Origin of the sequence: Citrobacter sp. 172116965 (assembly GCF_013458095.1) — a bacterium.
GTDB classification, from domain to species: Bacteria; Pseudomonadota; Gammaproteobacteria; order Enterobacterales; family Enterobacteriaceae; genus Citrobacter; species Citrobacter braakii.
Genome location: NZ_CP046673.1, coordinates 464,410 through 477,950, shown reverse-complemented (window position 1 = coordinate 477,950; position 13,541 = coordinate 464,410). Strand labels below are relative to the sequence as shown.

Genomic DNA, 13,541 nt, shown 5'->3' with positions numbered 1-13,541 from the left:
AGAATACCGTGCAACGTGAAGATGTCCTGGGAGAAGCCCTGAAATTACTTGAGGTTCAAGGGATAGCCAATACCACACTGGAAATGGTGGCCGATCGTATCGATTATCCTCTTGATGAACTACAACGTTTTTGGCCCGACAAAGAGGCTATTCTGTACGATGCGTTACGTTACCTCAGCCAGCGGGTGGATATCTGGCGGCGTCAACTTTTGCTGGATGACACCCTGAGCGCTGAACAGAAATTACTGGCACGCTACACCGCGCTGTCCGAATGCGTGAGCAATAATCGCTATCCAGGCTGCCTGTTTATCGCCGCCTGTACGTTTTACCCCGATCCCGGGCATCCGATCCATCAGTTAGCCGATCAGCAAAAAAAGGCGGCACATGACTTCACCCATGAGCTGCTGACGACGCTGGAAGTTGACGACCCTGCAATGGTCGCCAAACAGATGGAACTGGTGCTGGAGGGCTGTCTGAGCCGCATGCTGGTGAATCGTAGCCATGCTGATGTCGAAACGGCACACCGCCTGGCTGAAGATATCCTGCGCTTTGCTCAGTGCCGTATGGGCGGTGCGCTGACCTAAGCAAGCATGCCCGCCAGGCCGAAATGAGTAAACAAAAACGCACCATCGCCACGGTGGTGCAATATACTCTGTTAACCGCCCGCCCAACTCATCGCCCGACACACCAGCGGGTCCTGCCGCAGCAATTGCACCGTTAGTTACTGGAAACGTCGGAAAGGTTTGTGCACAACTTGCGGTAGTGTGCGGGAGTAATACAGGCCGCGTAACGTTTTCGTCAGCCTTTGCTCATATAGAAGGTGAGATAGGTAAATTGCCTGGAAGTTTTGTGCAAACTTCAGGCATAATCGCACAGATTGCCGCAATATTAATCGGTTGAACATCTTTTCCCGAAATTTGATTGACTGGCAGACGTGAATACGGTTTAATGCGCCCCGTTGCCCGGATAGCTCAGTCGGTAGAGCAGGGGATTGAAAATCCCCGTGTCCTTGGTTCGATTCCGAGTCCGGGCACCACTCATTTAGAAACGGACGTCTACTGACGTCCGTTTTGCTTTATAAAGTCAACAAGTTATCCCCTTCCAGTTGTCTACTACTGTCCGTTAAAATCTACTGGCAGCTCCCTCTATTTGTTGGTAAAAATGTTGGTAATCTCAGTTCGATGGGATTTTTACCAACATTTGCACAGGAGGCTTGTTATGCGCTTAACTGATATTGCTGTAAAAAACGCCAAGCCTTCCGACAAGCCAACTAAAATTTCTGATGGCAAAGGGCTGTATCTGCTCGTTCATCCTAACGGCTCGAAGTATTGGCAAGCGGCTTATCGCTATGATGGTAAGCAAAAAGTCTTCTCAATTGGCACCTACCCTTCTGTTTCGCTCTCAGAAGCTCGTACAAGCCTCTTAGCGATGAAATCTCTGTTAGCCAGTGGTATCGACCCACTTCAACAGAAAAAAGCTGTAAAGGCCGAAGAGCGAGGAGATTTTACGTTTGAAGCCGTAGCTCGTGATTGGCACAAAAAAATGTCTGTTAGTGAGCGGTGGATACCTCAGCATAGTGAGCGTATTTTAAACAGTCTTATTAATCATCTTTTCCCTGCTATCGGCTCAAAAGATATTACCAAGTTGACTACGCGCGATCTGTTGCTACCTCTGCGTAAAATTGAGGGCAAGGGCCAACACGAAACCGCTTCACGTTTAAAACAGCGTATTACCGCTATTATGCGTTATGCTGTCCAAGAAGATATGATTACCCATAATCCCGCTAATGAACTTGGCGGCACGTTAATCACACCTAAAAGAACGCATTATCCAGCGCTTGAACTTGAGCAGATACCTGATCTTTTAAGTCGTATAGATGCGTATAAAGGCCGTAGGCTCACTGTATTAGCTTTAAAACTCACTTTATTAGTTTTCATTCGGTCGAGTGAACTACGCTTCGCTCGCTGGCCTGAAATAGATTTTAAAAATGCCTTATGGGTTATTCCGCCAGAAAGAGACGAGATCGAGAACGTTAGATTTTCTGAAAGAGGATCTAAAATGCGCATACCTCATTATGTACCGTTAAGTCATCAGGCCATTGAAATATTAAAAGAGCTAAAAGATATTAGCTATGATATTAGCAATGGTGAGGGTTTGATATTTATCGGTTGTCATGATTATCGTAAACCTATGAGCGAGAATACCGTTAATAAAGCATTGCGACTTATGGGCTATGACACTCAAACTCAAATTTGTGGGCATGGTTTCCGCACAATGGCCTGTAGTTCTCTTGTTGAGTCAGGTATATGGACTGAAGACGCAATTGAAAGACAAATGAGTCATAAAGAGCAAAACAATGTTCGTGCTGCTTATACTCATAAAGCAAAACATATTACGCAGCGTCGTTTGATGATACAATGGTGGGCTGATTATTTGGACGCAAACAAAGAAAGACATATTATGCCGTTTGACTTCGCTAAAATGTTATAGGGGGATTTATGGATACTGTGATTTTCAATAACAATGAAGATGCGTACAAAAAGTGGTTAAACGATAATCCAGAAGGATACGTTGTTAACCTGTTAGAGAAAGCCAAAGGTACGGCAAGTAAATCTGACATAAATAGCACATGCCTCCACCATGTGAACTGTTTCGCTATAAATCCTTTAGTGTCAGATAAAGAAAAAACTGGATTTACAACAGGCCAGTATCAAAAAATATGTTCTGTATCAGAGGAGTCTGCTTATAACAAAGCTAAAGAACTTACAGGACTAACGACCATTAAACGCTGTTCTTTTTGTTTTAAGCATGTAGATATATAACAATTTAATACTAAAAAATAAAAGAGGTTTCAAGCCTCTTTTATTTTGGTTTAAAGGTTGGATATTTGACACTCTGTTCTGCTTCCTGCTGTTGTAGTTTTAATGTTTCTTTTTTTAAGTTTGATTTCAATTTGGATTTAAATCTATTTTCATAATCAAACATATATAATGGTTTTTTCTTTATTTCTTCTTTAATCACTTTTTCTTTATTTTTGGGCTGAATAACAGGTTTTCTAATATTTAACCTTTCTCTTATCTCTTCGATCTTAGTTGCTCTACTATTGAAACTGCGACGGCCTTTGAGTCTAAAGTTATTCGTGGCTGTTGTGGCTGTTTCTGCATGATCAAGTATCCTACTGATAGAACCGCTGCTAAGTTTAGAACTCCTACTATTGAAGCCACCTTGATTATAAGTTTTGATTGGTTCTTTATTGTATTGTTTTTTAACTCTGTTGAGTACTTGTGCAGCTTTTTGTGTTGTTCTTCTAACTTTTGGGCCTGTTGGTCTATTATATTTTTCGCTGAGTTTAAAGCTGTTGTGGTTGCTTCTAACGAGTTGTTTACCCTCGTAAGTGTCTGTTGTGTCTGGTTTAATGCTGTACTGACCGACTCCGATAATATCATCATCGTTTCTGATAATGGTTCTACCGTCATTGATATTTGGTTCAATAGGTGATCGTCCAATACTATTTTCGTCATCTGTTTTTCTTGCTGCGAATCTTCTAATGAGTTCATCATCTCTATTTTTGTCATATTTCACCTTGCCTTTAATAGTGTTCCAACTGTATTTTTTACCTAACTGTGAGCCTTTAAAATAAATATTTTTTTCATTATTTTTGATACCAAACGACACTCCGGCGACGTTGCCAGTGCTTGCAACGTTGAAGGCCGGATCGATGCCTACAGCCTGCAGTCTGTCTATGAATGTCTCAAGGTCTGGTTTTCCTACCATAGCCGCCTGTAATGCGTTCTGTAGAACGATACGAGCTGGTTTCTCACCTTTGCGTAGGGCTTGCTCGATCTCGTTCTTGGTTGGTGCTGATACCTCTGATTTTTGCCCTTTGAGACTTTGTGTAATGGTTAAGCCGTGCTTTATCTCCAAACGTTCACAAGCTGCTATTGTGTTAAATGCTGAGTGCTGACCATGCCATACGGAACCGTCTAAACCAATCCTATTGGCTACAATATGGATATGTTCTTTATCTGTATCGTTATGACGCACACAAATATATTGATGCTTTTCTATATCAATATTCATTTCTTTCAAATAGTCTTTTGCTATCTCCTGCCATTGTTCATCTGTTAAATGTTCATTTTTTGGAAGAGATAAAAACGCATGAAAAACAGGTTTTTTTATATCTTGTCTAAAGCTGCTTACAGTTTTAAACTCATCAGTTAAATCACTAACATTATTATAATCACTTGCCATGTTGCTACATATGAAATCGTGATCATCTTTTAATATATACTCAACTCTATTTTTAAATGATCTCCCTGTTTTAGCTACGTTTCCTTTCATACAGTATAAACCTCACAAGCCTTTAATATTCTTTTCATAAGTTGCTTTATAGCAAAGTTAGCTTCTGCGGCTACAGATTGTTTAAAGTCTTCGTTGGTATTTAGTTTTTTAGCAATCTGATTTATATTATTACCTTGATGCTGTATTTCCTTAAACAAGGATTGTTCAAAATCCGGCATTTTTCTTTTAACAATAGGTTCAGAGTTTAAAATCTCTTTTCTAATGTAATGGCCTCTTTCAAGGCCGGAGGCTTCCACAAGTTCTTTTAAATAGTCAAACTCTGCTTTGTTTACTCTAAACTGTATAGATATATCTCTACGTTCTGCGTGATTTAAACCCTTGCGGCCTCTTTTTCTATCTGTATCCATATTTACCACCTCCATAAACATAATCTTTCATTGCTTTGATATAATCTTCATCTTTTTGTTCTTTCAAAGCATCAATAAGATCTTGAGTTTTATTTTCTTTAATATAGCGATAAGCTACAAAATAACATAAATCTTGTTCATCTTTATTTGCTTCAAGAAATGCTGTATTTTCTTCATTTGGGTCTATATAATAAAAATATCTTGCTAATAGTTCTAGCAAGGACTGATCTATATCATTCTCATTCATTTTAAACACTCCTATATATATTTATAAAAACTACCGGATTTTACCGCCTCCCCTTTGATAAGGGGAATAGGCGGAAGGGTAGATATTTTTCAACCCTACGAGCAAAGCGAGATAGGGCCAATCGAAGATTGGGGTATAATACCGGCTACGGGATTACACCTTGCCTCAGTTTCCGAAAAGCTAAAAATAAAGCTGAACTCAACTTATATTTAAATAAATAACCGATAATAAGATCTAGTCAATAGCGGCTACATAAATAAATACACTTCACGCCGAATAAAAAGCAAATAAAAGATAGGGCAAATAATATACTGTCTATTGGTAGCTGTGCGTAATAGGTAGCTTTGCGTAAAAAATGCCGCTGCTTTTGATCGGCGGCGACAGAAAAGTAGAAAACTTGTTTTTCTGCTTTTGCTGGCGTCCATGCATTACAAACAACAATAAAATCAATAAAATAAAAACAACAAACCAATTGCCGAATTAAAGATTTCAATAAAAACTCCAATATGCTATTTTATAAACATCAATACCTTAAAGGATCTATGATGAAAATAAATAAATTTACCTTAGCCATTTTATTTACATTATCCACACAATCTATAGCATGGGCTGATAATATTAATCATGGTTTAGATGAATACGGTAAAAAAGTATCGACGACTTCCGAAAAGGGAGCAATAAAATATATTAAATCATATCGAACAACTGAAAAACCATTAAATGCGTATAGAATGGATTTTGATACCTCTGAAAAAAATCTTTTGAGCGTGCCAAATGCTGCTCATGATAAAACAGCTAAATTGCAAAACTTAGCAATAACTAAAGCATGGGAAGTTAAATTTTGTCAGCCAGATCTGATTAACTTCATGTTAAAAAATAATATTGATATGGTCAGCGGTGCTCTAATAAGTAAAGGTGATATACAACGAATGGCAGTTTGCTTTAAAAGTATGCAATTACCTGAATCAGTATCAGATAAAAGCGATAAAGATATTGTTATAGGCTCATGGTATGACGACGTTGGTTCGCCTGAATTTTTGGATGCAACATTTACAATAACAAAAACATCACAAGGATATTTTTTAAAACGATTAAATGGTGATGGTAGTAGTGGGACCTATAAAATAACAAAACTTGATAATAAATATAAAAAGAACAATGATAAGTTCGGTTCTTATTATATAATAGATACTGAAGGATTAAAGATTTATGACAAGGATGGGTATATAAGAACAGCAAGGAAAAAATAATATCTTTAGTTTATATTTATTGGTGCCTGATAAAATGGCACCTTACTATTTTATATTTCCCGCTCTAGTTTTCCATTCCATTTTTATTTATTTTTTGTACTAGTAGTACTAGAATTTTATCAGCTTAGGTTCTGGGGTTTTAGATGGCGACTTTCAGTCGTAGTAGTTTTCCGTCAGGAAAACTTAGTTTTTCTTTAAGCATTCCCCCCCTACCCCCCACGCCAAAAATGGAAAGATAGAAGATGCTCATTGCGTCTTGAAAATATTCAGAACGTTTCCATTCTGATACTTCCCCCACGACCCACGCAAACAATACCATTGTTATTTTAAAACACTTCTCGTTTTACTAAAGAAGCTATACTAATGTTCTAAAAAACTTTAGGTATTGCGATTCAGGTTGGCAGCTACGTATCACCCGGCACTGCCACAATAACATAAGAACCGCCAATCACTTGAGGAACCTTCATTCTTATACCTGATACAGCAGGTTTTAACGTTATTGCTTTTGAGGATTAAAAAGGGTTCTGGAAATGGTATTTAAAAGACTTGTAAAAAGTTGGGATTTAGATTTGACAAATATAAGTTGATTAGATAATACTTTATTTATATTTGTAATCACGTTCTCGTATAACTGATTACAAGACTTAAAAAAGTCAGCGAAAACTTTTTTAGTCCTTAAAAAGTCAGATTTAATATCTGGCTTTTTTTGTATCTTTATTCTTTATAGATCTCTATATATTACCTGTCAATATAGAATGAAAAATATTTTAAACATCATGATCAATTAGATAAAAGAAAACAAAAAAGGCTGGATTTTATCCGGCCTTTACTCGAAGTATTTAATATTTTCCATATATAGCCTTAAAACGCTCTGTATGCGATTTTAGACGTTTTACACTATAAATAGTGTAATCATATTCAAGATAACAAATAGTAAGTGAGAGTGTTTTTACGCAGCCTGATTACGTGAATAAAAAATCTTTTCATCAATCCACGCATCGATTTCACTTTCAATAAATGCGATAGATCGTTCACCTGTTTTTACGGGAGCCGGGAAACTATTATTTTTAATCAGTCGATAAATCCAAGCTCTGCAAAATCCTGTGCGATCGATTACCTCAGAGATACGGATTAGTTTTGTTTTTTCTTTCATATATTTTTCCTTTTGTTATTTGATGGAATGTATTATTCGAATATCGCTTATGACGATCAACACCTATTTTTGGCATTTTCATGGCTTTTAGAGTGGAAACGGAGATAAAAGAAGATAACTTAATTAAAAACAATTAGTTATCATTTTTAGCAAAAAGTGCTTTTTTATTTGACAACACGATGTTTACACTATCTAAAAACCGATGTTTACTGATGTCTACTAACGAATAATAGCGTAACTTATTGATTTAAATTGACAACACCTATGATTTGTTGGTAAATATACGTTGGTAAAAAACACTACATACTTATTTTTATTCGATAAAACATAGGATTGTATACATGTTCGATTCCGAGTCCGGGCACCACTATTTAAAGAACCCGCCCTAGAGGCGGGTTTTTGCTTTTATAGTTTCTGATACTTTCCAACCGATCATTTCTCAATATCTTTACTACTCTACCCCTCACAAAATCCATACGTAAGATTAGTCGTGCCTGTTAACAAGCTGACATCTGGGTTCTATAAGAAGATGGGGTTTAACGTGATGGGATGTACAGAAGTGGACGATCTCGAGCGACAGTACCTGTTACTCAATCCCGTGCACGGATAGCAGGCAATGTGCTGCCGGAAGAGCCTGGTGTGCTGCGCTTCTCAGGCCTGCACACCGGTTACAACATGATGGGCTGGATAAAACGGTACGCTGCATCCGGCAGTTCTCATTCCCTGCAGACGCAAAAAAGCCCATCCGGCAGGATGGGCTTTTTCACTTATTTGATGCCTGGCAGTTCCCTACTCTCGCATGGGGAGACCCCACACTACCATCGGCGCTACGGCGTTTCACTTCTGAGTTCGGCATGGGGTCAGGTGGGACCACCGCGCTACAGCCGCCAGGCAAATTCTGTTTATCAACACACTTTTCGCATGTCGATGTAATCTGTAATCAAGCTGAATTTCGATGTCTCTTTCGCCAAAACATCTTCGGCGTTGTAAGGTTAAGCCTCACGGTTCATTAGTATCGGTTAGCTCAACGTATCGCTACGCTTACACACCCGACCTATCAACGTCGTCGTCTTCAACGTTCCTTCAGGACCCTTAAAGGGTCAGGGAGAACTCATCTCGGGGCAAGTTTCGTGCTTAGATGCTTTCAGCACTTATCTCTTCCGCATTTAGCTACCGGGCAATGCCATTGGCATGACAACCCGAACACCAGTGATGCGTCCACTCCGGTCCTCTCGTACTAGGAGCAGCCCCCCTCAATTCTCCAGCGCCCACGGCAGATAGGGACCGAACTGTCTCACGACGTTCTAAACCCAGCTCGCGTACCACTTTAAATGGCGAACAGCCATACCCTTGGGACCTACTTCAGCCCCAGGATGTGATGAGCCGACATCGAGGTGCCAAACACCGCCGTCGATATGAACTCTTGGGCGGTATCAGCCTGTTATCCCCGGAGTACCTTTTATCCGTTGAGCGATGGCCCTTCCATTCAGAACCACCGGATCACTAAGACCTGCTTTCGCACCTGCTCGAGCCGTCACTCTCGCAGTCAAGCTAGCTTATGCCTTTGCACTAACCTCCTGATGTCCGACCAGGATTAGCTAACCTTCGTGCTCCTCCGTTACTCTTTAGGAGGAGACCGCCCCAGTCAAACTACCCACCAGACACTGTCCGCAACCCGGATCACGGGTCTACGTTAGAACACCAGCCATTAAAGGGTGGTATTTCAAGGTTGGCTCCATGCAGACTGGCGTCCACACTTCAAAGCCTCCCACCTATCCTACACATCAAGGACCAGTGTTCAGTGTCAAGCTATAGTAAAGGTTCACGGGGTCTTTCCGTCTTGCCGCGGGTACACTGCATCTTCACAGCGAGTTCAATTTCACTGAGTCTCGGGTGGAGACAGCCTGGCCATCATTACGCCATTCGTGCAGGTCGGAACTTACCCGACAAGGAATTTCGCTACCTTAGGACCGTTATAGTTACGGCCGCCGTTTACCGGGGCTTCGATCAAGAGCTTCTCCTTACGGATAACCCCATCAATTAACCTTCCGGCACCGGGCAGGCGTCACACCGTATACGTCCACTTTCGTGTTTGCACAGTGCTGTGTTTTTAATAAACAGTTGCAGCCAGCTGGTATCTTCGACTGATTTCAGCTCCATGAGTAAATCACTTCACCTACATATCAGCGTGCCTTCTCCCGAAGTTACGGCACCATTTTGCCTAGTTCCTTCACCCGAGTTCTCTCAAGCGCCTTGGTATTCTCTACCTGACCACCTGTGTCGGTTTGGGGTACGATTTTGTGTTACCTGATGCTTAGAGGCTTTTCCTGGAAGCAGGGCATTTGTTACTTCAGCACCGTAGTGCCTCGTCATCACACCTCAGCGTTAGCAAGACTCCGGATTTACCTGGAATCTCCGCCTACATGCTTAAACCGGGACAACCGTCGCCCGGCTAACATAGCCTTCTCCGTCCCCCCTTCGCAGTAACACCAAGTACAGGAATATTAACCTGTTTCCCATCGACTACGCCTTTCGGCCTCGCCTTAGGGGTCGACTCACCCTGCCCCGATTAACGTTGGACAGGAACCCTTGGTCTTCCGGCGTGCGGGTTTTTCACCCGCATTATCGTTACTTATGTCAGCATTCGCACTTCTGATACCTCCAGCAACCTCACAGCACACCTTCAACGGCTTACAGAACGCTCCCCTACCCAACAACACATAGTGTCGCTGCCGCAGCTTCGGTGCATGGTTTAGCCCCGTTACATCTTCCGCGCAGGCCGACTCGACCAGTGAGCTATTACGCTTTCTTTAAATGATGGCTGCTTCTAAGCCAACATCCTGGCTGTCTGTGCCTTCCCACATCGTTTCCCACTTAACCATGACTTTGGGACCTTAGCTGGCGGTCTGGGTTGTTTCCCTCTTCACGACGGACGTTAGCACCCGCCGTGTGTCTCCCGTGATAACATTCTTCGGTATTCGCAGTTTGCATCGGGTTGGTAAGTCGGGATGACCCCCTAGCCGAAACAGTGCTCTACCCCCGAAGATGAGTTCACGAGGCGCTACCTAAATAGCTTTCGGGGAGAACCAGCTATCTCCCGGTTTGATTGGCCTTTCACCCCCAGCCACAAGTCATCCGCTAATTTTTCAACATTAGTCGGTTCGGTCCTCCAGTTAGTGTTACCCAACCTTCAACCTGCCCATGGCTAGATCACCGGGTTTCGGGTCTATACCCTGCAACTTAACGCCCAGTTAAGACTCGGTTTCCCTTCGGCTCCCCTATTCGGTTAACCTTGCTACAGAATATAAGTCGCTGACCCATTATACAAAAGGTACGCAGTCACCCCATAAAGAGGCTCCCACTGCTTGTACGTACACGGTTTCAGGTTCTTTTTCACTCCCCTCGCCGGGGTTCTTTTCGCCTTTCCCTCACGGTACTGGTTCACTATCGGTCAGTCAGGAGTATTTAGCCTTGGAGGATGGTCCCCCCATATTCAGACAGGATACCACGTGTCCCGCCCTACTCTTCGAGTTCACAACACATGCACTTTTGTGTACGGGACTATCACCCTGTACCGTCGGACTTTCCAGACCGTTCCACTACCACACATGCTGATTCAGACTCTGGGCTGCTCCCCGTTCGCTCGCCGCTACTGGGGGAATCTCGGTTGATTTCTTTTCCTCGGGGTACTTAGATGTTTCAGTTCCCCGGTTCGCTTCATTACGCTATGTATTCACGCAATGATAGTGTGACGAATCACACTGGGTTTCCCCATTCGGAAATCGCCGGTTATAACGGTTCATATCACCTTACCGACGCTTATCGCAGATTAGCACGTCCTTCATCGCCTCTGACTGCCAGGGCATCCACCGTGTACGCTTAGTCGCTTAACCTCACAACCCGAAGATGTTTCGTAAAACACTTCAGTGTTGCGAAAATTTGAGAGACTCGAACACACCGCTTTTCATTTCTTGTTTACGGAGAAATGAAACAGTGTGTCGTTTCAATTTTCAGCTTGATCCAGATTTTTAAAGAGCAAACTTCGCAGTGAACCTTTTCAGGTACACTCTGAAGTTTTCTTGTGTTTTTGCAGTAAAGATGGTGGAGCTATGCGGGATCGAACCGCAGACCTCCTGCGTGCAAAGCAGGCGCTCTCCCAGCTGAGCTATAGCCCCATCGTAGTTAAATCTCGTTTAACCTTAATTTCTGTTGAGGCAAGGCGTGGTGACGCGAAGCATACTGAAGTATGTGAGCGTCGCCGCAACGCAGCATCAGCAGAAATTTGGTAGGCCTGAGTGGACTTGAACCACCGACCTCACCCTTATCAGGGGTGCGCTCTAACCACCTGAGCTACAAGCCTGCAGAGATTTTCTTACTGCTAATTTTCATCAGACAATCTGTGTGAGCACTACAAAGAACGTTTCTTTAAGGTAAGGAGGTGATCCAACCGCAGGTTCCCCTACGGTTACCTTGTTACGACTTCACCCCAGTCATGAATCACAAAGTGGTAAGCGCCCTCCCGAAGGTTAAGCTACCTACTTCTTTTGCAACCCACTCCCATGGTGTGACGGGCGGTGTGTACAAGGCCCGGGAACGTATTCACCGTGGCATTCTGATCCACGATTACTAGCGATTCCGACTTCATGGAGTCGAGTTGCAGACTCCAATCCGGACTACGACATACTTTATGAGGTCCGCTTGCTCTCGCGAGGTCGCTTCTCTTTGTATATGCCATTGTAGCACGTGTGTAGCCCTACTCGTAAGGGCCATGATGACTTGACGTCATCCCCACCTTCCTCCAGTTTATCACTGGCAGTCTCCTTTGAGTTCCCGGCCGAACCGCTGGCAACAAAGGATAAGGGTTGCGCTCGTTGCGGGACTTAACCCAACATTTCACAACACGAGCTGACGACAGCCATGCAGCACCTGTCTCAGAGTTCCCGAAGGCACGTTCGCATCTCTGCAAACTTCTCTGGATGTCAAGAGTAGGTAAGGTTCTTCGCGTTGCATCGAATTAAACCACATGCTCCACCGCTTGTGCGGGCCCCCGTCAATTCATTTGAGTTTTAACCTTGCGGCCGTACTCCCCAGGCGGTCGACTTAACGCGTTAGCTCCGGAAGCCACGCCTCAAGGGCACAACCTCCAAGTCGACATCGTTTACGGCGTGGACTACCAGGGTATCTAATCCTGTTTGCTCCCCACGCTTTCGCACCTGAGCGTCAGTCTTTGTCCAGGGGGCCGCCTTCGCCACCGGTATTCCTCCAGATCTCTACGCATTTCACCGCTACACCTGGAATTCTACCCCCCTCTACAAGACTCTAGCCTGCCAGTTTCGGATGCAGTTCCCAGGTTGAGCCCGGGGATTTCACATCCGACTTGACAGACCGCCTGCGTGCGCTTTACGCCCAGTAATTCCGATTAACGCTTGCACCCTCCGTATTACCGCGGCTGCTGGCACGGAGTTAGCCGGTGCTTCTTCTGCGAGTAACGTCAATTGCTGCGGTTATTAACCACAACACCTTCCTCCTCGCTGAAAGTACTTTACAACCCGAAGGCCTTCTTCATACACGCGGCATGGCTGCATCAGGCTTGCGCCCATTGTGCAATATTCCCCACTGCTGCCTCCCGTAGGAGTCTGGACCGTGTCTCAGTTCCAGTGTGGCTGGTCATCCTCTCAGACCAGCTAGGGATCGTCGCCTAGGTGAGCCGTTACCCCACCTACTAGCTAATCCCATCTGGGCACATCCGATGGCAAGAGGCCCGAAGGTCCCCCTCTTTGGTCTTGCGACGTTATGCGGTATTAGCTACCGTTTCCAGTAGTTATCCCCCTCCATCGGGCAGTTTCCCAGACATTACTCACCCGTCCGCCACTCGTCACCCAAGGAGCAAGCTCCTCTGTGCTACCGTTCGACTTGCATGTGTTAGGCCTGCCGCCAGCGTTCAATCTGAGCCATGATCAAACTCTTCAATTTAAGTTTGATGCTCGTGAATTAAACTTCGTAATGAATTACGTGTTCACTCAGAGACTTGGTATTCATTTTTCGTCTTGCGACGTTAAGAATCCGTATCTTCGAGTGCCCACACAGATTGTCTGATAAATTGTTAAAGAGCAGTTGCGACGCGCTTTAGCGCTCTGTCGCGAGGTGGCGTATATTACGCTTTCCTCTTTCAGAGTCAACCC

Annotated in this window: 8 protein-coding genes, 3 tRNA genes and 3 rRNA genes; 5 read left to right on the top strand and 9 right to left on the bottom strand. The window is 43.5% G+C overall.

What is annotated here, in order from left to right:
• Window positions 1-8 precede the first annotated feature (8 nt).
• The 4 genes from GPJ68_RS02340 to GPJ68_RS02325 all read left to right on the top strand — a co-directional run bounded on the left by GPJ68_RS02340 (window position 9) and on the right by GPJ68_RS02325 (window position 2,822).
• Window positions 9-584, top strand: a complete 576-nt coding sequence (locus GPJ68_RS02340; RefSeq protein ID WP_016151385.1) for a transcriptional regulator — start codon at window positions 9-11, stop codon at window positions 582-584.
• Between the two features lie 376 nt (window positions 585-960).
• A tRNA-Phe gene (locus GPJ68_RS02335) sits at window positions 961-1,036 on the top strand.
• A gap of 182 nt (window positions 1,037-1,218) precedes the next feature.
• The gene (locus GPJ68_RS02330) at window positions 1,219-2,490 is read left to right on the top strand and encodes an integrase arm-type DNA-binding domain-containing protein (protein ID WP_016240326.1); all 1,272 of its coding nucleotides are present in this window, start codon (window positions 1,219-1,221) and stop codon (window positions 2,488-2,490) included.
• Window positions 2,491-2,498: 8 nt separating this feature from the next.
• Window positions 2,499-2,822: a hypothetical protein gene (locus GPJ68_RS02325; protein ID WP_016240325.1), complete on the top strand. Its 324-nt coding sequence runs from the start codon at window positions 2,499-2,501 to the stop codon at window positions 2,820-2,822.
• A 40-nt stretch (window positions 2,823-2,862) separates the two neighbouring features.
• On the opposite strand, the gene GPJ68_RS02320 is transcribed toward GPJ68_RS02325, so the two are convergent.
• Genes GPJ68_RS02320 through GPJ68_RS02310 form a run of 3 tightly spaced genes read right to left on the bottom strand, consistent with a single transcriptional unit; the run spans window position 2,863 to window position 4,956 of the window.
• Entirely contained in the window at window positions 2,863-4,341 is a 1,479-nt protein-coding gene (locus GPJ68_RS02320) for a relaxase/mobilization nuclease domain-containing protein (RefSeq protein WP_049109143.1), read from the bottom strand.
• On the bottom strand, window positions 4,338-4,709 hold the full coding sequence (mobC, locus tag GPJ68_RS02315; protein WP_064168947.1) for a plasmid mobilization relaxosome protein MobC: 372 nt from the start codon (window positions 4,707-4,709) through the stop codon (window positions 4,338-4,340). Before mobC ends, GPJ68_RS02320 begins: the two co-directional genes overlap by 4 nt.
• Window positions 4,696-4,956: a hypothetical protein gene (locus tag GPJ68_RS02310; RefSeq protein WP_132467411.1), complete on the bottom strand. Its 261-nt coding sequence runs from the start codon at window positions 4,954-4,956 to the stop codon at window positions 4,696-4,698. Before GPJ68_RS02310 ends, mobC begins: the two co-directional genes overlap by 14 nt.
• A gap of 545 nt (window positions 4,957-5,501) precedes the next feature.
• Here GPJ68_RS02310 and GPJ68_RS02305 point away from each other — a divergent pair.
• The gene (locus tag GPJ68_RS02305; RefSeq protein WP_049109144.1) at window positions 5,502-6,206 is read left to right on the top strand and encodes a hypothetical protein; all 705 of its coding nucleotides are present in this window, start codon (window positions 5,502-5,504) and stop codon (window positions 6,204-6,206) included.
• A gap of 949 nt (window positions 6,207-7,155) precedes the next feature.
• Here the strand turns inward: GPJ68_RS02305 and GPJ68_RS02300 are convergent.
• From GPJ68_RS02300 to GPJ68_RS02275, 6 genes are all read right to left on the bottom strand, one after another.
• Entirely contained in the window at window positions 7,156-7,359 is a 204-nt protein-coding gene (locus GPJ68_RS02300) for an AlpA family transcriptional regulator (protein WP_016240318.1), read from the bottom strand.
• Between the two features lie 776 nt (window positions 7,360-8,135).
• Window positions 8,136-8,251: ribosomal RNA gene (gene rrf / locus GPJ68_RS02295) — 5S ribosomal RNA — on the bottom strand.
• Window positions 8,252-8,347: 96 nt separating this feature from the next.
• Window positions 8,348-11,252, bottom strand: a 23S ribosomal RNA gene (locus tag GPJ68_RS02290).
• Window positions 11,253-11,458: 206 nt separating this feature from the next.
• Window positions 11,459-11,534, bottom strand: a tRNA-Ala gene (locus GPJ68_RS02285).
• Between the two features lie 108 nt (window positions 11,535-11,642).
• Window positions 11,643-11,719, bottom strand: a tRNA-Ile gene (locus GPJ68_RS02280).
• Between the two features lie 71 nt (window positions 11,720-11,790).
• Window positions 11,791-13,332: ribosomal RNA gene (locus tag GPJ68_RS02275) — 16S ribosomal RNA — on the bottom strand.
• Together the 16S, 23S and 5S rRNA genes with 2 tRNA genes alongside form the textbook arrangement of a ribosomal RNA operon.
• Window positions 13,333-13,541: the final 209 nt, after the last annotated feature.

What these genes read in the sequence shown, in the direction of transcription:
- GPJ68_RS02330 (WP_016240326.1), top strand. Translation starts at nt 1,219, where the DNA reads ATGCGCTTAACTGATATTGCTGTAAAAAACGCCAAGCCTTCCGACAAG.
- GPJ68_RS02305 (WP_049109144.1), top strand. Translation starts at nt 5,502, where the DNA reads ATGAAAATAAATAAATTTACCTTAGCCATTTTATTTACATTATCCACA.
- GPJ68_RS02325 (WP_016240325.1), top strand. Translation starts at nt 2,499, where the DNA reads ATGGATACTGTGATTTTCAATAACAATGAAGATGCGTACAAAAAGTGG.
- GPJ68_RS02300 (WP_016240318.1), bottom strand. Translation starts at nt 7,359, where the DNA reads ATGAAAGAAAAAACAAAACTAATCCGTATCTCTGAGGTAATCGATCGC.
- GPJ68_RS02310 (WP_132467411.1), bottom strand. Translation starts at nt 4,956, where the DNA reads ATGAATGAGAATGATATAGATCAGTCCTTGCTAGAACTATTAGCAAGA.
- mobC (WP_064168947.1), bottom strand. Translation starts at nt 4,709, where the DNA reads ATGGATACAGATAGAAAAAGAGGCCGCAAGGGTTTAAATCACGCAGAA.
- GPJ68_RS02320 (WP_049109143.1), bottom strand. Translation starts at nt 4,341, where the DNA reads ATGAAAGGAAACGTAGCTAAAACAGGGAGATCATTTAAAAATAGAGTT.